Origin of the sequence: Mycobacterium uberis (assembly GCF_003408705.1) — a bacterium.
Classification (GTDB): Bacteria; Actinomycetota; Actinomycetes; order Mycobacteriales; family Mycobacteriaceae; genus Mycobacterium; species Mycobacterium uberis.
Genome location: NZ_QAYL01000025.1, coordinates 52,268 through 73,603, shown reverse-complemented (window position 1 = coordinate 73,603; position 21,336 = coordinate 52,268). Strand labels below are relative to the sequence as shown.

Sequence of the window (21,336 nt, the reverse complement as noted above, 5' to 3'; positions counted from 1 at the left end):
GTGGATTCTGGGTTTTGCTGGAACTATGCTTCGTGACGCCGGTCAGGCGACGGTGGGATTGGCCATGCTGACTGGTGATGGATTCGGCAGTGGACTGGCGGTTTCTAGGAGGCTCGGTACATTGGGAGGCTGAGCAACGGTAGCTTGGCGCGGAGGGCCAGAGCTGAACGAAATCTTTTGAATATGATAATCATATTTAGTAAGGTTATTGGGTGACGATATCGCTGTGAAAGCAGCCCACACGTTAATGCATAACACCCTGATCGGTGCCACGGAAACCGGAGTTGAGTTGTGAAGCGAGCGGGTATGAGCAGCTCGACAGTGATCTTATGCAATGCGAATTTCAGGCGGATCGGGTTAGCCGATACTTAGGTACGGGAGACAAAGCGGACGTGAAACACAGTGACACAGGCAAGCTTGGCGTGCAGTCTGCCATTGCTCGGTCACACGTCAAGGTGGATGGCGACGTTGTTAGCCGATTCGCTACCTGTTGCCGCACACTCGGCATTGTGGTATACGATCGCCAGCGGCCAGCTGACCTGGCTGCCGCTCGGTCGGGTTTCACCGCACTCACCCGCATCGCTCATGATCAATGCGACGCCTGGACCGGATTAGCCGCTGCTGGCGACGTGTCCACGCCTGTGTTGGCAGCGATTTCGCGTACCGTTGACACCGCGGGCATGCTGCAGCGCCAGGTGGAGCTGGCTCCCACCGCGTTAAGCTTTCACTATGACACTGGGCTGTACCTGCAGTTCCGGGCCACCGACCCGGATGATTTCCACCTCGCTTATGCGGCGTCATTGGCGTCAACAGGGAAGCCCAGACACTATGCCGAAGCCGACCAGATCGTAACTGGCATCATCGACCGCCGGCCAGGTTGGCGCAATGCCCGTTGGGTCTCCGCCGTCATCCACTATCGCGCTAGGCGTTGGTCAGATGTCGTCAAGCTGCTGACGCCGATCGTCAATGACCCCAATCTCGGCGAGGTTTATGTGCACGCCGTCAAGATCGTATTAGGTACCGCGCTAGCTCGGCTGGGCATGTTTGCGCCGGCACTGTCTTATCTGGAGGAACCTACGGGTCCGGTCGCGGTGGCAGCTGTGGATGGTGCGTTAGCCAAAGCGCTGGTGCTACGTGCACACATCGATGAGGAGTCCGCCAGCGAGGTACTACAGGATTTGTACGCAGCGCATCCGGAGGATGAACAGATCGAACAGGCTTTGTCCGACACCAGTTTTGGGATCTTGACCACTACCGCGGCCCGGATCGATGCTCGCACCGATCCCTGGGATCCAGACACCGAACCCAGCGTGGAAGACTTCGTCGACCCCGCGGCCCACGAACGCAAAGCCATACTACTCCATGAGGCCGAGCAACAGCTCACCGAATTCATTGGTCTGGACGAGGTCAAAAACCAAGTGTCACGCTTAAAGAGTGCGGTGACTATGGAATTGGTGCGCAAGCAGCGTGGGCTTATGGTAGCGCAACGGGCCCACCATCTCGTCTTCGCTGGGCCACCCGGCACGGGCAAGACCACCATCGCCCGGGTGGTTGCCAAAATCTATTGCGGCTTAGGCCTTTTAAAGAAGGAGAATATCCGAGAAGTACATCGCGTCGACCTCATCGGTCAGCATATCGGCGAGACAGAGGCTAAGACTAACGCGGTCATTGACAGCGCACTGGACGGGGTGCTGTTCCTTGACGAGGCCTATGCTCTGGTGGCTACGGGCGCTAAAAATGACTTCGGTTTGGTGGCTATCGACACTTTGTTAGCACGGATGGAGAACGATCGTGACCGGTTAGTCGTGATTATAGCTGGCTATCGCGCTGATCTAGATAAGTTCCTGGACACTAACGAAGGTCTACGGTCGCGGTTCACCCGCAATATCGATTTTCCCTCATACGCATCACATGAGCTGGTTGAGATCGCGCACAAGATGGCCGAACAGCGAGACAGCGTCTTCGAGCAAGCCGCGCTCGACGAGTTGGAAGTTTTGTTCACTAAATTGGCCACATCGTCGACACTTGATTCCAATGGAATTTCTCGGCGCAGCCTCGACATCGCGGGTAACGGGCGATTTGTCCGCAACATCGTCGAACGTTCCGAAGAAGAACGTGAATTCCGGTTGGACCACTCGGAACATGCTGGTACCGCTGAGTTTAGCGACGAAGAACTCATGACCGTGACGTCCGAGGATGTACGGAGTTCGGTAGAGCCGCTGCTACGCGGTCTTGGACTCACGGTACCGGCATGACGACCAATGAGTCGGATCAAGGACGGCGTTCGTTCTCTTCGCGAACGCCGGTCAATGAGAATCCCGACAAGGTGGGCTACCGCCGTGGATTTGTCACCCGTCACCAAGTGACCGGCTGGCGGTTCGTGATACGCCGGATCGCTTCCGGTATCGCCTTGCATGATACTCGGATGTTTGTCGATCCGTTGCGTGCACAGTCACGTGCGGTGCTGATGGGCGCGCTGTTGGCAATTACTGGACTGCTGGGGTGCTTTGTGCTCTCCTCCATGCGGCCCAATGGGTCGGTGGGTAACAATGTGGTGCTTGCCGATCAGTCGAGCGCCGCACTGTATGTACGGGTGGGTGACAAACTGCACCCAGTGCTCAACCTAACCTCAGCTCGACTGATTATCGGTAAGCCAGTCAACCCTATAACGGTGAAAAGCATTGAGCTGAACCGCTTCCCGCGCGGCAATCTGATCGGTATTCCGGGAGCACCGGAGCGGATGGTGCAAAATAACGCCCATGACGCGAACTGGACGGTATGTGATGTTGTCAGCCGTGAAGGTGGGCGAGTTGCTCACAGCACGGGCGTCACGGTGATTGTTGGCCCGCCTGAGAGCAACGGCACGCGGGCCGCCGTGCTGGGTCCTGCGCATGGCATTTTGGTTGACGCTCCGGCCGAGCGGGGCGGCAGCACCTGGCTGCTGTGGGATGGCAAGCGTAGCGAAATCGACTTGGCTGACCACGCAGTGACCGACGCATTAGGATTTGGTGCCGGTGTTTCTAAGGCACATACGCCAAGGGCTATCGCGGTGGGGCTGTTCAACGCGATCCCCGAAGCACCGCCGCTTACCGCGCCCACCATCCCGAATGCTGGTGCCACGCCGAGCTTTGGAGTGCACGTACCGATCGGAGCGGTGGTGATGTCCTTCGGTCTGGCGGCACTGGACAAGAACCTATCCGATTCGGTCCGGTATTACGCGGTGTTGCCGGATGGTCTGCAGCGTATCTCACCGGTACTTGCCGGAATCCTGCGCAATACCAATTCCTATGGGCTGCAGCAACCACCTCAGCTCGGTGCCGACGAGGTGAACAAGTTGCCTGTGTCACAGATGCTGGACACCGAGCGTTATCCGGGCCAGCAGATCAGTCTTGTTGACGCTGACCGTGATCCGGTCAGCTGCATATATTGGCGTAAGTCGACCGGGGCCGCTACCAGCTTTCTGAGCCTGATGTCCGGTTCGGCACTGCCGGTGCCCGATACAGTGCACGCCGTCGAGTTGGTTAGCGCCAGCGTCCAGGGAGACGGCTTGACGGCCAGCCGGGTTGCGCTTGCGCCCGGCACCGGCTACTTCGCCCAAACTGTGGGTGGCGGAGAGCTTGCGCCTGCCACCGGGTCATTGTTCTGGATATCCGATACCGGGGTGCGCTATGGAATTGACACCGAAGCTGATATCGGACCGGGAGTCGCCGGTGGGCACGATAAAATTGTTGGGGCTCTTGGCCTGCAACCACCTGCAGTGCCCGTCCCTTGGTCAATACTGTCGCTGTTCGCGGCCGGTCCGACGCTATCGCGCGCCGACGCACTGCTGGCACACGATGGCTTGGCGTCTGATGCCAGGCCCATTCGGACGACGACAGCAGACGGAGAGCCCTGATGAGCCGACTTATTTTCGAGGCACGCCGGCGATTGCCTCCGCCGAGTAGCCGCCAGGGGGCCATCACCATTGAAGCGCCTCCCGAATTGCCTCGCGTGATTCCGCCGTCGCTGCTGCAGCGTGTGATGCCCATTCTGATGGTGTTCTTGATCGTCGGCATGATTGTTGCGATGGTCGCCACCGGTATGCGGCTGATCTCGCCACAGACCCTGTTCTTCCCGTTCGTGCTACTGTTGGCAGCTACTTCGCTGTTTCGTGGCAACGACAACAAGATGCGTACCGAGGAGGTCGATGCTGAACGGGCCGACTACCTGCGGTACTTGTCGGTGGTTCGCGATAACATCCGGACCCAGGCCGCCGAGCAGCGCGCGGCTGCGCAGTGGTCCCACCCTGAGCCGACGGCGTTGGCAAGCGTGCTCGGATTCCGCCGTCAGTGGGAGCGGGACCCGCATGACTCCGACTTCTTGCTCGTGCGGGCTGGGCGACATCAGGCACCGTTGGTTGTCGCACTGCGAGTCAAAGACACTGCGGACGAGGTTGACCTCGAGCCGGTGTCGCACAGCGCATTACGTAGTCTACTCGACACCCAGCGCACTGTTCGTGACGTGCCGACCGCAATCGACCTGAGTAAAGTCTCGCGGATCACTATATTTAGTGACACTGAAAGCTCCAAGGATGAAGCGCGTGCGGCGTTGCGTGCCTGGATCGCTCAGGCAGTGACCTGGCACGACCCGGCGTTGTTTGGGGTGGCCCTGGCCACCCGTGATCTGGAGAGCAGCGACTGGTCCTGGATTAAATGGTTGCCACACGTCGACATTCCTGGTCAGTTTGATGGTGTCGGTTCAGCTCGTTATTTATCGGCTGACCCTGACGAGTTGGTCTCGCTGCTGGGGGCCGCGCTTGCCGACCGCCCGGTGTTCACCGGCGCGTCGGCTGATGCGTTGCGCCACCTGATGATTGTGATCGACGACCCCGACTACGATCTGAACGCCTCACCGCTGGCGATGAGCCGAGCCGGGGTCACGGTGGTACATTGCTCCACTACACCGCCGCATCGCGAACAGTATTCGGATCCCGAACAACCGATCCTGCATATCGTGCATGGTGCCATTGAACGCTGGCAGACCGGTGGCTGGCAGCCCTATATCGACACCGCCGACCAACTCGGTGCCGACGAAGCTGCCCACCTGGCCCGCCGGCTGTCGCGGTGGGACTCCAACCCGACGCACACCGGGCTGCGTTCGGCGGCTACCTGCGGCGCCAGCTTCACGACATTGTTGGGAATTCCGGATGCGTCACGGCTGGATGTGGCCGCACTGTGGGCGCCGCGACGCCGCGACGACGAGCTACGCATACCGATCGGTGTTACTGGCACGGGTGAACCGCTGATGTTCGACCTCAAGGACGAAGCCGAGGGCGGCATGGGTCCTCACGGCCTGATGATCGGAATGACAGGATCTGGTAAGTCGCAGACTCTAATGTCGATTCTGTTGTCACTGTTAACCACTCACTCGGCGGACCGGCTGATCGTAATTTACGCTGACTTCAAAGGTGAGGCCGGTGCCGACAGTTTCCGGAACTTCCCGCAGGTTGTTGCGGTGATCTCGAATATGGCGGAGAAGAAGTCGCTGGCCGAACGGTTTGCTGACACACTTCGCGGTGAAGTGGCCCGCCGGGAGACACTGTTGCGCGAAGCCGGCCGCCGGGTTCAAGGTAGTGCGTTCAACTCAGTTCTCGAATACGAAAATGCAATAGCGGCCGGCGCAGTCGATTTGCCACCGATCCCTACACTGTTCGTGGTAGCTGACGAGTTCACCCTAATGCTGGCCGACCATCCGGAGTACGCGGAGCTGTTCGACTACGTGGCACGCAAGGGCCGTTCCTTCCGAATCCACATCTTGTTCGCTTCTCAGACGCTGGACGTCGGCAAGATCAAAGACATCGACAAGAACACATCATACCGAATCGGGTTGAAGGTGGCCAGTGCCAGTGTTTCCCGCCAGATCATCGGTGTGGAGGACGCTTATCACATCGAGTCGGGCAAAGAACACAAGGGCATGGGTTTTTTGGTGCCGGCGCCCGGCGCAGCGCCGATCAAGTTCCGCAGCACCTACGTTGACGGTATCTACGAGCCTCCACAATTAACCAAGACTCGTGTGGTGCAAGCGACGCTAGAACCAAAGCTGTTCACTGCCGGAGCGGTAGAGCCAGATCACTCCATCGTGATCCTTAACGAAGATGACGATGAGTTGGTCGCCCCACCGCGCAAGCTGATTGCGACAATCGGCGAGCAGTTGGCGCGCTATGGACCCCGGGCTCCGAAGCTATGGCTGCCGCCGCTTGATGATTCGATCTCGCTGACCGCGATGCTAGCTAGTGCCGGAGTGCCGCAACGACAGTGGCGTTGGCCGCTCGGCGAGATCGACAAACCTTTCGAAATGCGCCGCGAACCGTTGATATTTGATGCCACCTCGTCGGCCGGAAATATGGTAATCCACGGCGGTCTCAAATCTGGTAAATCGACTGCACTGCAGACCTTTATCCTATCGGCCGCGAGTCTGCATTCGCCGCATGACGTGACGTTCTACTGTCTGGACTACGGTGGCGGACAGCTGCGAGCGATTCAGGATCTAGCGCATGTCGGTAGCGTTGCATCGGCACTAGAACCCGAACGAATCCGTCGCACTTTCGGCGAACTCGAGCAGTTGCTGCTGTCGCGGCAGCAGCGGGAGGTATTCCGGGAAAAGGAGAGCAGTGGCTCGGCGCCCGATGATGGTTTCGGCGAGGTCTTCCTCGTCATCGACAACCTTTATGCTTTCGGTCGTGACAACACAGATCAGTTCAATACACGTAACCCGTTGTTGGCCAAGGTGACTGAGCTCGTCAATATCGGTCTGGCGTATGGTATTCATGTGGTTATCACTACGCAGAGCTGGTTAGAGGTGCCGTTGGCGATGCGGGACGGGCTTGGGCTGCGATTGGAGCTCAAACTACATGATGCTCGGGACAGCAATGTGCGAGTGGTTGGCACGCTGCGTCGCCCGGCCGACGCTGTCCCGCATGACCATCCTGGCCGCGGGTTGACTATGGCAGCCGAGCATTTTCTATTCGCGACTCCACAGCTAGACCAGGTGGCTGTGATCAATGCTCGCTATGCTGGCTTAGCTGCGCCGTCGGTACGGTTGCTGCCCACCAACCTTGCGCCTGATGCTGTCGGTGCCCTCTATCGGGGTCCGGAACAAGTGGTTATAGGTCAGCGTGAAGAGGATCTAGCACCAGTCGTCGTAGATTTCGCCACCAACCCGTTATTAATGGTGTTCGGAGACAGTAAGTCTGGTAAGACCACGCTGCTACGGCACATTATCCGCACGATCCGCGAACACTCTTCTCCCGACCAGGTGGCGTTTACTGTGCTCGATCGTCGGCTGCATCTCGTGGACGAGCCGCTATTTCCCGACAATGAATACACCACCAACATCGATCGGGTCATACCGGCGATGCTTGGGCTGGCCAACCTCATCGAAGCACGGCGGCCATCGGCAGGTTTATCGGCAGCGGAATTATCCCGCTGGACGTTTAAAGGCCACATCCATTACCTGCTCATCGACGATGTCGACCAGGTACCGGATTCACCGGCGATGAGCGGTCCATATGTCGGACAGCGGCCGTGGACTAACCTCATCGGAATACTCGGCCAGGCTGGTGATTTGGGGTTGCGGGTGATCGTCACGGGGCGTGCTACTGGATCGGGACATGCGCTGATGACTAATCAGCTGCTGCGACGCTTGAACGATTTGCAGGCAACTACGCTGATGTTGGCGGGTAATCCGGCCTGCAGTGGTAAGATTCGGGGCCAGCAATTTAGCCGGCTACCGGCCGGAAGGGCGATTCTGTTGGGCGACAGCGATAGTCCGATGTATATACAGTTGGTCAATCCGCTGGTCGGCGAGTCGGTGCCAGAACGGGTCAGCGATGGCGGGTTCTGCTGATGATTGTTAAAACGCGATAACAAGGAGTGTTTAGTCATGACGTTGCGAGTAGTTCCTGAGGGGCTAGCCGTGACCAGTGCAGCGGTAGAGGCATTGATGGTACGGCTGGTAGCTACGCGTGCCGCCGCGTTTCCACGGATCACTGCGATGGTATCGTCGACAGCGGATCCGGTATCGGTACAGATCGCCACCGCGTTCAGCGCTCAAGGCCAAAAACACGCTGTGTCGACAGCTCAAGGTGCTGAAGAGCTGGGCCGCGCTGGCATCAGTGTGGGGGAAACTCACGCAAGTTATGAAATCGGTGATGTCGTTGCGGCTTCGACGTATGGGATAGCGGGCGACTGACAATGAGCGCGACCTTCTGGATGGCGTCGCTGCCGGAAGTGCATTCGGTGTTGTTGAGCGCCGATGCCGGGCAGGTATCGATGCTGGCTACCGCCGCCGCATGGAGCAAGCGTTGCATGAGAAAAGCTGAGTACCGAATACTGCTCGGTAGCAGCAGAATTCAGTGCGGTACTGAGGTTTTCCCGGTATGGGTACGGTAGGGATCTAGTGCCGAGCGATATGTGGCCGAGCATGTATTTTACCTGTCTGTTGTGGTCGCAGCAGGCCAGTGCAGCTAGAGCGGAGGTCGCCGCTCAGCACGAGGCCGCAGCAACGACATATGCCAGTGCGTATAGTTGACGATGCCTATGTTAATTGAGTTGGCTACCAACCACATCATTATTCACGAAGTATTCATGGCTACGAATTTCATCGAGATCAATGCGATTCTGATTGCATTCAATGAGGTCGACTATCTGTCGATGTGGATTCAGGTTGTCGCCACTACAGCCGCTTATCAAATGGCCGCGGGTGTGGCTTTGATATCAGCGCTGCGCATCACCGCGTCGCCAGTCATGCCGAATCCTGGTGTCAGGGAAATCAACAACGCCGCAGACAACGACCCTGTGTCGTGGATCTGTCAGCTGTTCCAGGCGCTGTGGAACGCATATCTGGACTCGTCCCTCTGTGTACACCAGGACATCTATGAATTTTTGAAGAATCCGATTGCCAACACCACAATGATCATTAAGGCATTCCTGACCAATCCCGAAGCGGTGCTGGTGACACACGGTCCGCTGTTGTTTTCGATTGGTTACCAACTGTCCTTTAACATTATTGGTCGGCTGACCTGGTGCCTGATCTTACGTTCGTCATTTTTGGTGCCGTTGGCTAGCAGTCTGGACTTATTGGCGTTGGCTTCTGGTCGTCGGGGTAGCGTAATTAGTTATAGCTGCTACGGTGTGGGCAGCGACCATTCCTGCGACCGGAACGGCGTCTCAGCGTGCCATGGTGCGCGATTATGGTGGCGAACTCTTGTATCTGGTGTATCTGGATTCCAACAGTGGGCGTCGCGTTCGCATGGAAACGTCATGGCGTCCGGCCAGGGCGTTGGAATGCTCGGATTTGCTGGGACCGCGTACAAAGAAGTCCGCCGAGGTGCCCAACTGCAAGCGGGCGGACTGGCCATACTGGCTGGTGATGAGTTGGTGGCGGCCCACCAGTGCCGGTGGTTTCAGGTACCTAAGGACCAGGGTTCGGAAGATTCTGCTAAACCCAACCTGCACAATTATGTTAGAGAGACGGTTTGAACAGTTAACAACGTAATTTTATCACGTGCTCGTTAGTAATTACAATACAAAGGGAGGCAATTGTTATGAGTCTTTTGGATGCTCACATCCCACAGCTGGTCGCCTCGGAGGCAGCGTTCGGTACTAAGGCGGCGCTGATGCGTCACACCATTAGTCAGGCCGAGCAGGAAGCGATATCGGCACGGGCTTTTCACCAGGGAGAGGGTGCGGCGGCGTATCAGGCTGCGCATGCTCAGTTTGTCGATGCTGCCGAAAAAGTCAACACCTTGCTCGAGGTTGCGCAGCAACATATGGGTGAGGCTGCAGGTATGTATGTGGCTGTCGATGCCGCGGCTGCCACGACCTACTCTAGCGGCGTGTGATCCAACCAGACTAATTAACTGAAAGGATTTGTGATGTCACAAATTATGTACAACTATTCGGCAATGTTGACCCACGCCGGGAACATGTCAGCCTATGCTGCTACTTTGCAGGGGCTGGGCACCGATATCTCGGCCGAGCGGGCCGCGCTGCAGGCTGGCTGGCAGGGCGAAACCGGGATGACTTACCAGGCCTGGCAGGTGCAGTGGAGTCAGGCTCTGGAAAACATGGTGCACGCCTATCAGTCAATGGCCAGCACCCATCAAAACAACATCCTGACTATGCTCGCTCGTGACCAGAACGAAGCCGCCAAATGGGGTGGCTAATCGTGTATCGATGAACGTCGATCCCAACGCAGTTGAGTTGACGGTCGATCATGCGTGGTTTATTGCGGAAGTCATTGGAGCGGGCAGCTTCCCGTGGGTTCTGGCGATCACCAGCCCGTATCGTGATGCTGCGGAACGGGGCGCCTTTGTTGAACGTCAGAAGGCTGAGCTGACACAGATGGGTTTGTTGGCAGCAGACGGCTCTGTCAACCGGGCAGTCGCCGAGTGGATCAGGGTGGTGTGCTTCCCCGATCGATGGCTCGATCTCCGTTATTTGGGGCCTGCGTCGTCCGCTGGTAGCAGTGAGCTGCTACGTGGTATGGTCGCACAGCGCGCTGGAGTCAGCGGCAAGACTGTGGTTGCGCTGCGTAGTGCGCAGCTGATCACGTTCACCGCAATGGATATCGATGACCCGTTCGGACTAGTGCCGATTCTCAGTGCCGGCCTGGTACAGCGGTCACCGGCGCGTTTCGACGAGTTCAGCATACCGATGCGGGTTGGTGTCCGAGCCGACGAACGATTGAGGTCTGGTGCCTCGTTAGCGCAAGTTGTTGACTACCTGGGTATTCCAAAATCGGCGCGGCCGGTGGTGGAATCGGTGTTCTCTAATCCTCGGAGTTATGTTGAGATCGTTGCTGGCTGTCACCGCGACGGAGAGCATGCCACCACCGAGGTTGGGATGAGCATCGTTGACACCATCGCAGGCCGAGTGCTGATCAGTCCGTCCCGCGCATTCGACGGCGAGTGGGTGTCTACGTTCAGTCCAGGGGTCCCTTTTGCCATCGCTGTCGGGATTGAGCAGCTAACTGGCACCTTGCCAGCGGGCCGCTGGTTTCCCGACCAGCGGTTGTCTCGAGATTTCTCTGGCCAGACTTCGTAGTCGGGTAACGACGCGGGCCGCAAGCCAGAGCTAAGAAATCGGCAATTTAAAAATAGTCGGCTTACACAGCAGTAGCGGAAATCATGGCCGCGTAGATTATGCGGCCGTTATAGATAGAGAGAAGCGATGTCTTACATGTGGCATGAGCCTTTGCAGAAGCATTTTACGAGGGCTCGGTGATGTCCGGCGCCGTCATGCCGATCGTCCGTGTTGCCATTCTCGCGGACAGCCGGTTGACGGAAATGGCTCTGCCCGCCGAATTGCCGTTGCGCGAAATCCTGCCCGCAGTACAGCGCATGGTGGTCCCAGTAGTGTCGGATAGCGATTCCGCATCGACAGTCGGCGCAAGTTCACAACTGAGCTTGGCTCCCATCGGTGGAGCGCCATTCAGCTTGGATGCCAGCCTTGACACTGTTGGAGTCGTCGACGGTGATCTGCTCGCATTGCAGCCGGTACCAGTCGGTCCGGCGGCGCCTGGCATTGTTGAGGATATCGCGGACGCCGCGATGATCTTCTCGACCTGTCGGCTCAAGCCTTGGGGCCAATCGTATATTCGACGTGGGGCGCTGGCCGCGGCGATCGCTGCGGCCAGCGCGACAACCGGTCTGGGTGTCACCTATCGGACAGTCACTGGTGCACTGACCGGACTGCTCGTAGTCGCTGCGATCGCGGTGCTCATCGTATTGGGTGGTTTGGCGCTTAGGTCACGTGCGGCGCACATCGGGATGGTGTTGTTTATAGCAGCATTGGTGCCTATTGGTGCCGCTTTAGCGTTGGCGGTACCTGGCAGATTCGGGCCAGCGCAGGTGTTGTTGGCCGCTGCCGGCGTCACCGCGTGGTCGCTAATTGCTTTGATCGTTCCTGGCCCTGAACGCGAGCGGATTGTAGCTTTCTTCACCGCAACAGCGGTTATCGGAGCGGCTGTGTCATTGGCGGCTGGAGCCGAATTGCTTTGGCAACTAACGTTGTTGACCATTGGCTGCGGATTGATTGGGGTGGCTCTCCTGGTCACCGTCGAGGCGCCTCAGCTCTCCGCATTGTGGGCACGGTTCCCATTGCCGGTGATCCCGGCACCGGGTGATCCGACTCCGTCGGCGCCGTCGTTGCAGGTGCTTGAGGATTTGCCGCGGCGGGTGCGCATCAGCGACGCTCATCAGAGTGGTTTCATCGCCGCTGCTGCACTGCTGGGCATGCTGGGTTCGGTGGCGATCGCGTTGCGGCCTGAGGCGGTTAGCAGTGTGGGTTGGTACGTGGTCGCGGCAACCGCGGTTACAGCCACGTTGCGTGCCCGAGTGTGGGATTCGGCCGTCTGTAAAACCTGGCTGCTTGCCCAGCTGTATCTGGTCATCAGCGTGCTGTTGGTACTATACACTGCGACGGGACGTTATTTTGTAGCTTTTGTTGTGGTACTGGTGCTCGTCGTGGTGGTGTTGGCATGGGTGGTGGCAGCACTCAATCCGCATATAGCCTCACCGGATAGCTATTCGCTGCCACTGCGTCGCCTGCTGGGTATAGTCGCCTCTGGCCTTGACGCTTCACTGATCCCCGCCATGGCATATCTGGTTGGTCTTTTTAGCTGGGTACTCAATCAATGATGCGGGCTGGATTTCGAATTGGACTAGATTGCTTCGCAATGACTCTGGTTGTTTTCCAGGCAATGCTGGTGGGATTCTGTCCGCGGGCACTCGCAATTAGTCCGCCGGTAGTCGATCCCGATGTGTCACCACCGAGCGGTGCACCGGGACCTGTGCAGACAATGCAACAACGCAGCCCATGTAGCATCTCCGGAGTCATTCCAGGCACCGATCCAGGCATCGTGACGTCCAATCAGTCGATGCTGAACCTTACTGCAGCATGGCAAATTTCCCGCGGTGAGGGTCAACTGGTGGCAATCGTCGATACTGGAGTACGGCCAGGACCGCGGTTACCCAACGTCGAGGGCGGCGGCGACTATGTAGAGTCGAGCGACGGCTTAATCGATTGCGACGGACACGGAACCCTAGTCGCGGGTATCGTCGCTGGCCAACCCGATCCTGCTGGCTATGATAGTTTTTCGGGGGTCGCACCCGCGGCGCTGTTGCTGTCCATCCGGGTGACCTCCGCCAAGTTCTCGCTGCGATCGCCGGGTGGTGATCCGCAGCTTGAGCAGATGTCCCTCAAGGTAACCACGCTCGGTCGGGCCATTGTGCATGCCGCAGACCTCGGCGCGCGAGTGATCACTATCTCTGCGATCACTTGCTTGCCCGCCGATCGGCCCATTGACCAGTCCGAGCTTGGCGCTGCGATCCGCTATGCGGTGGTGGACAAGGACGCCGTGATCGTGGCTGCGGCAGGCAATGCTGGGTCGACCGGAACGGGTGGTGGGAGCATGAATTGCGAGTCCAACCCGCTTACTGATCTGGGCCATCCAGACGATCCACGGAACTGGGCGAGCGTCACCTCGGTCTCCATTCCGTCGTGGTGGCAGCCGTATGTGCTGTCGGTGGCGTCACTGACACCGGATGGGCAGCCATCGAAATTCACCATGCCCGGACCTTGGGTGGGTATTGCGGCACCGGGCGAAAACATCGTTTCGGTGAGCAACCGCGACAATGGAGGTTTGGCCAACGGCTTGCCTAACGATCGTGACCAACAGATCGCGCTGAATGACACCAGCTACGCGGCCGGCTACGTCTCGGGAGTCGCGGCGTTGGTGCGGAGCAGGTATCCAGAACTGACCGCTACACAGGTGTTGCGTCGTATCACCGCGACTGCTCATACCGGCGCCCGGGTACCCTCTAATGTCGTAGGCGCAGGTATTTTGGACCCGGTGGCAGCCTTGACCTGGAGCTTGCCCGCACCCAACGAGTCGCCTATAGCGCCGGTAAAGCCAGTCACTGTTCCGCCGGTGCCGGCGCCGAAGGACAACACACCACGGAATGTCGCGTTTGTCGGGACTGCCGCGCTGGCTTTGGTTGTTGCTGCCGTCGCCTCGACTGCCGCGATTGTCGCGCGCCGGCGAAAGGATCCCACCCCGTGAGCGTGCACCGATCACGCTCGGCGGCTGTGTGGCCGGGAACTGGCCGGATCACGTTGGCGATGCTGGCCGTCGTGCCTGCGTTGATGGCGTACCCTTGGGGGTCGACCCGAAGCTACTGGTTACTTGGCATCGCTGCGCTTGTTATGATCGTGCTGTTTGGCTGGTGGCGGGGACTGTACTTGACCACCATCTTGCGCCGACGATTAGCCATGATATGGCGCCGCAGTCGGCCCGTCAGCGAATCCGACTCCACTACACGGACAACTGTGCTGCTGCGGATGGGGCCATCGGCCGGCGAATCAGACGTGCTTCCGTTGCCACTGATTGCTCAATATTTAAACTGTTATGGCATCCGTGCAGACACGATCCGAATAACCAGCCGTAACAACGAGTCTGATGGTGCGCGGTGCGATACCTGGATCGGGCTGACGTTGTCGGCGGAGCAAAACCTGGCAGCGCTGCAGGCGCGTTCGTCGCGGATCCCGCTACGGGAGACCGCCCAGGCAGCGGCGCGTCGGCTTGCCGACCACCTTCGTGAAATTGGTTGGGAGGTCAGCACGGCAGGGCTCGGCGATGTCCCACGGCTGATCACTGAGCAAGGTGACGAGACTTGGTACGGGATTGAGAATGGATCGGATTACCTTGCAGCATACCGGATTAGTATCGATGACGCATTGCCCGGTACGTTGGATGCGATTCGGTCATACCCAGCGCGTGTGACTTGGACGGTGCTAGAGATCGCCGGCCCTGGATCAAGCAATTCCAACACCATCGCGGCCGCATGCGTGTTTCTAACCGACACTGCGCCGCAAGGTACCGCGCCGTTAGCAGGATTGACCTCGCAACTCGGAAATCACCGGCCGGCACTGGCGGTGTTGGATCTGTTGTCCACGCAGCGACTGGACGGACATACGGATATGGCAGCGGACTTGCTGACTCGGCTACGTTGGCCTGCTCCGGCGGTGGGGGTCCATCGAGCACCGCGACCTAAAACCTCTAGCTGAATATGACCCTGGTGCAAAAAGCTGCTCATTCAGCCGCAAAGTAGTCTAACTGACTCACGTACAGTATGTGGTTCCCGGAGAGTCAGTGCACCGTACAATGGCCCCAATACTTCCACAGCATTGCGGCCTGAAGTGCTGCAGCCAATCGATCGCCGAGACTGGCGATGATCATTTGACGATGCTGGCGAGACAGCGATAGAGAAAACCCGACAACGAGCTCGTCATGGCTGATCTTGGATAGTCACAGTCCTAACCGAAGGGGTAAGTTGGCTGGTAGCCATTCGTCCAACATTATTTGTTGTGGGAGCGGCGACAGGGCAGTTGGGGATGGTGGCAGCGAGTTGGTTCTCGACAGCAGCCAGCAGTGCTGGGGTATAACCAACCAGCGATATGCCGGTCAACACGATGCGGTAGACACCGGTGTGGCGCAAATAGTTGATGATGGAATGGAAGTTATGCACGACCTGGGCTATCGCTTCGGTAAAACCGCTGAGACTGCAGGCAACGTAACTGAAATCACTGAACGGTGACAACTTTTTGCCCGCGGACTATAGAAAGACAACGTATATAGAAGAATGGCGTAGCCGGACGGACCGATAGTACCAAGGTAGCGAGAAGAACCGTCTGTTGAGCAGATACAACGATCCCATGAAGCCGTGGATGGCGCAAAGCGTGGGACGCGGCCCGTCGGCGCGCATCGCCGGGTTGATCGCGGTCAAGCTGCTGGAGAACGTGGTGTTGTCCACTGTGCTGGGCGCAACCCGCTCGGCGGACAGATGGGCCTGCCGCGACGAGACCTGGGGCAAGTTGGTGGCGGGAACGACTTCTCCAGATCCTGTTCGGCAACCAGTTCAGCGTGGAAGTTTAGAATACTACGTTCGGTGCTGGATCTGGTGTGATATATCGAGGCGGCAACCACGTTCGGCGTCATCGTCGTAGCCAGCACCAATGCGACCTAGGTGTGCAACGCGAGATCGTCGATCGTGGATGTGCCGACGGCCATGCGTCCCTGGGCCGATAAACGCCGAGCAGGGGTAATCTGTCGACACCTGCTGGTACGTCGGCATCGGAAACGTGAGGTACTGGAAATGGATGGATTGATCGAATCCTGCTCAGAGGTCACGAACGTCTATGACATCCGGTCGATCTGGCGATACTTGTGCGTTTAAATGGATTGCTTTTGGTTCTGTGCAGGGTTCGTGACCACTCGGGCAGTGTCCGGTAACCGAAAACGGTAATACATTTTGGCTTTGTTAGCCGCGAATGACAGTGTTGATCAGGAGGATTGACATGTGAGATACTAATTTTTATCTGACTTTTACGGATTATCGCAACCGCTCGTTTTATGATTTGTTGTCCAGAGTGGGTGTCGGCCAGCTGTGCCGGGTGGTGCATCGTAGTTATGGCCTCGGGAGCCTGACGCGTTATCTGGCAAAGCGCCCACCACTGTGATCGAGACAGTGGACAGCACGCTAGAGATGTTCGAAGCTAACCGGAAACGAAGGGATCAATGCCACCGTTGGCGACTTTGTGAATCTGGCAACCCCGGTCCGACACTGACGTGGTGGTCAGCAACGCAGCTTTACAATGGGTGCTGGAGCACCTCGGGCTGATGGTTTGGTGGGTGGGCGAGCTGGTGGCCGGATCATAGCTAGCCGTCTAAGTTCCGGACAATTTTGAGACGGCGTCACATGACGCAGTGCAGGCTGTCACTCGGCGGGAAAAGTATGTAGAGATGTTACACAACATACTCTTTCGAGTAGGAGCTGTAGTACATTCGCTAGTGCACTAGACCGAGATGTTGCTGGATTCCTGGCGAAAATTCTATGTCTGGAAGGCGACGTGCCTGCACCAGTTCACTGGTGAGAGCCCGGTGTTGGAGTGGATAACTGGAACTACGTTAGTCGCGGTACGTAAGTAGCGCACTTAAGGGGCCGGGCAACGGTTTCGTCAGGAGCTCATCCCACTGCTGGCCGACACTTATCTGGTCCGGTAGAATCGTACTGTGATTTTGCTGTTCTGGCGGGTGTTTGTCGTAGCCACGGTTGATGGCTAACGCCACTCAGCTGGGTAATCCCAGCAACGGCGCCTCTTCTCGGTAACGGTCGACCCACTTGGCATAACGCTGATTGGCCTGAGGTTTCAGCATCGGTGGTGGTGCCTGATGCTGGTCCTTCCGGATCGCCTCAGGAACGCTGTCGACAATCGTAGTTATATTGTTGCCACAACACTGGGTGCGCGATGTCGATCGGTGTGCTTGTTTTCTCGGCTAACCAAGTGCGCCAACTGTTTTCCTGATTTCTCAAGATATCGACGATATGGACAATGGTGCCAGCATAGTACGCTGCCTGCGACTCGCGATTGGGGTTGGGGCGGCACCGCTACACCTGAACCTGCACGGTACGCTGGAATGAAATCGCTTGCGACAACACATCCGGTCGATGGACGTAAGCAAATCACATCGCGGATTGCCGTGTGCAGCGTGTTGCTGGAGTGGTCGAGTAGTTGTGTGGCGTGTTTGTTGCAACAGTGGTGTCTGGTTACACAGCATCTTGCCACCCCAGACACTATTGTGAGGTAACCCTCTAAATTGTGGATATTTTCCTGCCAGGCAACTTGGCGTCGCCGTGTCCGGCGTATCAGGGGCCAGTAGATCAAGTAATGGCAGGATCGACTCGCCCTTGAAATTGGCGAACCACTACCGCGGCTGGGGAACCAGATCAGTGGCTGGCGGGTAGTATAAGAACTCTTGTGCTTTCCCGGCGTGTCCGGTCGCGCGTAACGACTCCGCCAGTGAAGATACTGTCGTTGCGTTGTGTGGTGATAAGCATCAGATTAAGCTATTCTGAATACCGAATAATCTTAATCGCACTCCAGTTGCAGGTAACTTCACTTCTCGATGCCGCAATCATCGGTGATTGTTGACCGGCTGGTTGGCGTCGCGTTATGAATCCACAGGTGCTTTGCAGTATAGCACGACACAATGCGGGCGTTGGCGAAATTCGAGGGTATTCTATAACCAATTTGTTGGTAACAATTGTGCAATCGTAAAGTTAGATCGGTCGCGATCGCGTTTGTGTCTCGAGATGGTTGGCGGTTAGCAGGTTGTTGGGTTCGGTGGGATCTATGCGCAAGTCATAGAGTCCATGTTCCGGACGTGATGCGGTGGTCAACGGGGCAACAACCTGTCCTGGCGGGCTGTCCTGGATATTCCACGACAGATTCAGCAGTGGCCGGAGCATACAGTTTTCGATGTAGCTGCATTCCTTTGTGCGGATTGTCTGAATCGGATCGTAGGAGTCATGGTAGGTCCTAGTGGTGTATACATGATCGCGAACTGGATCGGTGTAGTTATCCGGCGTGAGTAGTAGGCCGGCGTATTACACATTATCGATTTGTCGTAAACACGGAGATAATGCCCGGCTTATGGGCAGGAGGATGACTAGTGCGAAACTGGTTTTGGCTGTCATACAGCATGTATTTAATCCACGGGAACGCCAGGTCGTGGTCGGTGAAGAACACCACCCATATGTTGGCATCGAGGCCAGTCTGAGTTAACGTGTCTAAATTTCTGGTCGACCGTGGCGTCGGCGGTGGCTATGGAACTGTGAAAATCGGCGAGATTTTGGTGTGTCTCTGGGAGATCAGGTATATAGTCACGTAGATCGGCGGTTGAACTGTCGACGAGTTGATAGCGTTCATGCGGATAGAACCGGTAGATTTCAAAGAGTCCGGCCGTCAACAGAAATGGTTGTTCGGAAAGGGTAGGGTGCGCTGTTGCACAGCCAGTCCTGGGCCTTGTTGATGACGTACTCATAGCACGAGTTCGACACGTCAAACTCGTTGAGAAGCAGCTATATTCAGTTAGGATGTATCATGTTGCATAACGAAAAGAACCTAATTTCAGACTTATTCAGGTAACATCTAGAAATAAGGCGTAGACCCTGATGCGGTATTTCCAGTTCTGATGGGATCGACTCGTGAACGGCTACCCCTCGAGATGGTGAGTACAAGAGCGCGGTGGCATGGGCCTTGTTGAACAAAATACTGTTCAGCAGCTAGTGTATCCAGCTATAAGCTGGATACACTAGGATATTCATATATTCTCAGTTTACAATTCCATGTTGTTTCAGTGCACAAGCAGCATGTTGTCTTTTTGTTGTCGCGGTATTTTTCTTGTCGTGTTGCCGGTCTCTTGTCGCATTGCCACCTGTCATTTTCATCATCTCGACCGGCGACGATACTGCGCCGGTGTTGCCAGACGCTCCAAGCGGGGTCAAGCCAAAGTTCCGAATATGCTCGGATGTTATTGGTTACCAATGTGTTGTGCCTGCCACAGTGCCACTCAACCAGAGTTTGGCGTTAATGTCGATTTCACCGTGGTGGCTGCTAGTTGGCGATCCCGCACAGATTGGTGGCCGTGGTCACTGGAACGGATCCTCCTGGTTGGTCGCCGACGACTGACCGTCTGACGATCTGACTTGGGCTGCTCCCATCGCGGTTGACCTCCTCGGCTCTTGGACACGAATTCCAACAGCGGTCGTATGAACACCCAGCTGTCCAGTTACAGCGCCGGCAGATCCGGAAACTCGGGCACTGGGCTCAGACACAGGATAGCCAGGTTCGGCATCTGCTGGTATTGCCAAACAGTGCTGCCAACCGTCCGGTATTGAACAGCGACATTCAGCCCATGCTAGGATTTTCAGGGTGAGCTACTAGTCACAGGTTTTGCATGGTGCTGATTTCAGGTCCATCTGCAGGAGTATGTGGTGGTCGAAGACATGTCTTTCCAGGTCGTCGCACAGCATTACCACTAAAGTGCTTAGCATATTTCGAGACTATCTTCGACCTTGCAACTGCTGAAACTCCTGGGACCGTGACCCCAAGGCATGTGCGATAAGCCCACTTTTTCGTTGAAGGGTGCGTGAATACGTCTATGCAGGGGTTCATCGGTGATCTGGATGAAAGCGCTACGGCTGCATTAGACCGATACTTTGGGTGTGGCGCGTGTAACTTGTAACAAGCGCACCAGCACATCCTCACCGATGGCGTCGTGGCAATGCAGAGACAGTTGGCCACTGAACTTCGGATCGAACTCGGCAACGTCGAGATCGAATTGCAGGACAGTCGAAGAGATCTCAGTTTTCGTGGCACCAGCCTGCGCCTGGTTCCAGTGCACGTCGATGGTCCGGCCGACACCACCGGCAGCGTCGCCAGAACCCGCCTGGTGGTAAAGGCCAGCGAGCCCACGTAGCTGCTGACACGGTGTGACGTCCGCAGCCCAGGGATTACGCTGTTAAATCCTCGGGTGACTGCGATGTACGCGGCAAATTATAGGCAAATTATATGATGAGGCTCTCCGCGTCAACCTCAACGCGCAGGTCGGTTGGCAGCTTGCCGATGCCGAACCACTTGCGACCATAGACTGCCATCCGGCCAGCATGACCCAAGTGGGATCGGAGTATCCTGCTACTGGTATCGATTACGTTATGACCCGTATGCAAAATATCCTGGCCACTACTGCTGCTCTGGTCGCCATCGTGGTTTACGTTGGCATGTGGATAGGCTACCAGCAGGACTGGGGTTGGCTGCACAGCGTCGATTGGTCGTTGTTGAACGCCGCGCACGATATCGGCGTCAAACATCCGGTATGGGTGTGGTTTTGGGATGACGTCTCTTTTGTTTTGGGTCCGATTACCTGGCGGGTGCTAGGCATAGCGGCAGCGGTGGTCGCACTGGTTATGCGTAAGGTGCGGGTGGCACTGTTGTTATTAGTTTGCTTGCCGCTCGACGGTTTTGTGACGATGGCGGCCAAGAGTCTGGTTGGTCGACCGCGACCGGTGACAGCGCTGGTGCACGTACCGTCGACCTCATTTCCGTCTGGTCACGTCTTTGAAACAACGGCCAGCGTGCTCGCGTTGCTTATCGTCGTGATGTCGCTGATGGGTCGCTTAATGCGTCGCGTCGCAGTTGTGATGGCTGTGCTGAGCGTGCTGATGGTGGGGATCGCCAGAGTTGCGTTGAACGTGCATCATCCATCAGATGTGTTGGCCGGCTGCGCACTGGGATATTTGTATGTTCTGGTGGTCTCCCGGGTACTTCGTCCGTCGGTGCAAAGCGCGAGGCAGCCGACGGCCAAAAACTGCTGTACAGGCGTGTCTGACTCGCGGTCGTTGTCACCGGGGCAGCCCGCGCTGGACGAACCGGAGCTGGGTGCGGCCCGTTAAAA

14 protein-coding genes and 4 pseudogenes are annotated in these 21,336 nt (G+C 57.2%); 14 read left to right on the top strand and 4 right to left on the bottom strand.

Annotated elements, in window-relative coordinates; genetic code table 11:
* The first annotated feature begins 392 nt into the window (after positions 1 to 392).
* From eccA to eccE, 12 genes are all read left to right on the top strand, one after another.
* A complete protein-coding gene (gene eccA, locus MUBE_RS12590; RefSeq protein WP_116540788.1) occupies positions 393 to 2,255 on the top strand; it encodes a type VII secretion AAA-ATPase EccA in 1,863 nt (620 codons plus the stop codon).
* Positions 2,252 to 3,895, top strand: a complete 1,644-nt coding sequence (eccB, locus tag MUBE_RS12585; protein ID WP_116540787.1) for a type VII secretion protein EccB — start codon at positions 2,252 to 2,254, stop codon at positions 3,893 to 3,895. The genes eccA and eccB overlap by 4 nt, the downstream gene beginning before the upstream one ends.
* Positions 3,895 to 7,884, top strand: a complete 3,990-nt coding sequence (gene eccCa, locus MUBE_RS12580; protein WP_116540786.1) for a type VII secretion protein EccCa — start codon at positions 3,895 to 3,897, stop codon at positions 7,882 to 7,884. The genes eccB and eccCa overlap by 1 nt, the downstream gene beginning before the upstream one ends.
* A gap of 36 nt (positions 7,885 to 7,920) precedes the next feature.
* On the top strand, positions 7,921 to 8,229 hold the full coding sequence (locus MUBE_RS12575; protein ID WP_116540785.1) for a PE family protein: 309 nt from the start codon (positions 7,921 to 7,923) through the stop codon (positions 8,227 to 8,229).
* Positions 8,230 to 8,231: 2 nt separating this feature from the next.
* Complete coding sequence (locus tag MUBE_RS12570) at positions 8,232 to 8,429, top strand: PPE domain-containing protein (protein WP_116540784.1); 198 nt, start codon at positions 8,232 to 8,234, stop codon at positions 8,427 to 8,429.
* A 141-nt stretch (positions 8,430 to 8,570) separates the two neighbouring features.
* Complete coding sequence (locus MUBE_RS12565; protein ID WP_116540783.1) at positions 8,571 to 9,518, top strand: PPE domain-containing protein; 948 nt, start codon at positions 8,571 to 8,573, stop codon at positions 9,516 to 9,518.
* A 65-nt stretch (positions 9,519 to 9,583) separates the two neighbouring features.
* Positions 9,584 to 9,880, top strand: coding sequence for a type VII secretion protein EsxS (locus MUBE_RS12560; RefSeq protein ID WP_116540782.1), 297 nt, complete (start codon positions 9,584 to 9,586; stop codon positions 9,878 to 9,880).
* A gap of 33 nt (positions 9,881 to 9,913) precedes the next feature.
* Positions 9,914 to 10,204 carry a WXG100 family type VII secretion target gene (locus tag MUBE_RS12555; RefSeq protein ID WP_116540781.1) on the top strand — a complete coding sequence of 97 codons (291 nt, stop codon included), beginning with the start codon at positions 9,914 to 9,916 and terminating at the stop codon, positions 10,202 to 10,204.
* A gap of 10 nt (positions 10,205 to 10,214) precedes the next feature.
* On the top strand, positions 10,215 to 11,084 hold the full coding sequence (locus MUBE_RS12550) for an ESX secretion-associated protein EspG (RefSeq protein WP_116540780.1): 870 nt from the start codon (positions 10,215 to 10,217) through the stop codon (positions 11,082 to 11,084).
* Positions 11,085 to 11,263: 179 nt separating this feature from the next.
* Positions 11,264 to 12,679 (top strand): type VII secretion integral membrane protein EccD, encoded by a 1,416-nt coding sequence (eccD, locus tag MUBE_RS12545; protein ID WP_116540817.1) that lies wholly within the window; start codon positions 11,264 to 11,266, stop codon positions 12,677 to 12,679.
* 38 nt (positions 12,680 to 12,717) lie between these two features.
* Positions 12,718 to 14,103, top strand: a complete 1,386-nt coding sequence (mycP, locus tag MUBE_RS12540; RefSeq protein ID WP_207801712.1) for a type VII secretion-associated serine protease mycosin — start codon at positions 12,718 to 12,720, stop codon at positions 14,101 to 14,103.
* The gene (gene eccE, locus MUBE_RS12535; RefSeq protein ID WP_116540778.1) at positions 14,100 to 15,107 is read left to right on the top strand and encodes a type VII secretion protein EccE; all 1,008 of its coding nucleotides are present in this window, start codon (positions 14,100 to 14,102) and stop codon (positions 15,105 to 15,107) included. Before mycP ends, eccE begins: the two co-directional genes overlap by 4 nt.
* 85 nt (positions 15,108 to 15,192) lie before the next feature.
* Here eccE and MUBE_RS18385 read toward each other — a convergent pair.
* Positions 15,193 to 16,230, bottom strand: a pseudogene (locus MUBE_RS18385) (alpha/beta hydrolase); the annotation flags it as partial.
* Between the two features lie 188 nt (positions 16,231 to 16,418).
* Between MUBE_RS18385 and MUBE_RS19540 the strand changes: the two are divergent.
* Positions 16,419 to 17,103: pseudogene (locus MUBE_RS19540) on the top strand (class I SAM-dependent methyltransferase).
* 66 nt (positions 17,104 to 17,169) lie between these two features.
* On the opposite strand, the pseudogene MUBE_RS12520 reads toward MUBE_RS19540, so the two are convergent.
* From MUBE_RS12520 to MUBE_RS20505, 3 genes and pseudogenes are all read right to left on the bottom strand, one after another.
* Positions 17,170 to 17,901: pseudogene (locus MUBE_RS12520) on the bottom strand (Stf0 family sulfotransferase).
* 259 nt (positions 17,902 to 18,160) lie between these two features.
* Positions 18,161 to 18,349, bottom strand: a complete 189-nt coding sequence (locus tag MUBE_RS16410) for a hypothetical protein (RefSeq protein ID WP_207801711.1) — start codon at positions 18,347 to 18,349, stop codon at positions 18,161 to 18,163.
* Between the two features lie 1,739 nt (positions 18,350 to 20,088).
* Positions 20,089 to 20,539: pseudogene (locus MUBE_RS20505) on the bottom strand (hypothetical protein).
* 57 nt (positions 20,540 to 20,596) lie between these two features.
* Here MUBE_RS20505 and MUBE_RS12500 point away from each other — a divergent pair.
* Positions 20,597 to 21,334 carry a phosphatase PAP2 family protein gene (locus MUBE_RS12500; RefSeq protein ID WP_116540816.1) on the top strand — a complete coding sequence of 246 codons (738 nt, stop codon included), beginning with the start codon at positions 20,597 to 20,599 and terminating at the stop codon, positions 21,332 to 21,334.
* Positions 21,335 to 21,336 lie beyond the last annotated feature (2 nt).

What these genes read in the sequence shown, in the direction of transcription:
- eccCa (WP_116540786.1), top strand. Translation starts at nt 3,895, where the DNA reads ATGAGCCGACTTATTTTCGAGGCACGCCGGCGATTGCCTCCGCCGAGT.
- MUBE_RS16410 (WP_207801711.1), bottom strand. Translation starts at nt 18,349, where the DNA reads ATGCTCCGGCCACTGCTGAATCTGTCGTGGAATATCCAGGACAGCCCG.
- MUBE_RS12550 (WP_116540780.1), top strand. Translation starts at nt 10,215, where the DNA reads ATGAACGTCGATCCCAACGCAGTTGAGTTGACGGTCGATCATGCGTGG.
- eccD (WP_116540817.1), top strand. Translation starts at nt 11,264, where the DNA reads ATGTCCGGCGCCGTCATGCCGATCGTCCGTGTTGCCATTCTCGCGGAC.
- eccB (WP_116540787.1), top strand. Translation starts at nt 2,252, where the DNA reads ATGACGACCAATGAGTCGGATCAAGGACGGCGTTCGTTCTCTTCGCGA.
- mycP (WP_207801712.1), top strand. Translation starts at nt 12,718, where the DNA reads ATGACTCTGGTTGTTTTCCAGGCAATGCTGGTGGGATTCTGTCCGCGG.
- MUBE_RS12555 (WP_116540781.1), top strand. Translation starts at nt 9,914, where the DNA reads ATGTCACAAATTATGTACAACTATTCGGCAATGTTGACCCACGCCGGG.
- MUBE_RS12500 (WP_116540816.1), top strand. Translation starts at nt 20,597, where the DNA reads ATGACCCGTATGCAAAATATCCTGGCCACTACTGCTGCTCTGGTCGCC.
- MUBE_RS12570 (WP_116540784.1), top strand. Translation starts at nt 8,232, where the DNA reads ATGAGCGCGACCTTCTGGATGGCGTCGCTGCCGGAAGTGCATTCGGTG.
- MUBE_RS12575 (WP_116540785.1), top strand. Translation starts at nt 7,921, where the DNA reads ATGACGTTGCGAGTAGTTCCTGAGGGGCTAGCCGTGACCAGTGCAGCG.
- MUBE_RS12560 (WP_116540782.1), top strand. Translation starts at nt 9,584, where the DNA reads ATGAGTCTTTTGGATGCTCACATCCCACAGCTGGTCGCCTCGGAGGCA.
- MUBE_RS12565 (WP_116540783.1), top strand. Translation starts at nt 8,571, where the DNA reads ATGCCTATGTTAATTGAGTTGGCTACCAACCACATCATTATTCACGAA.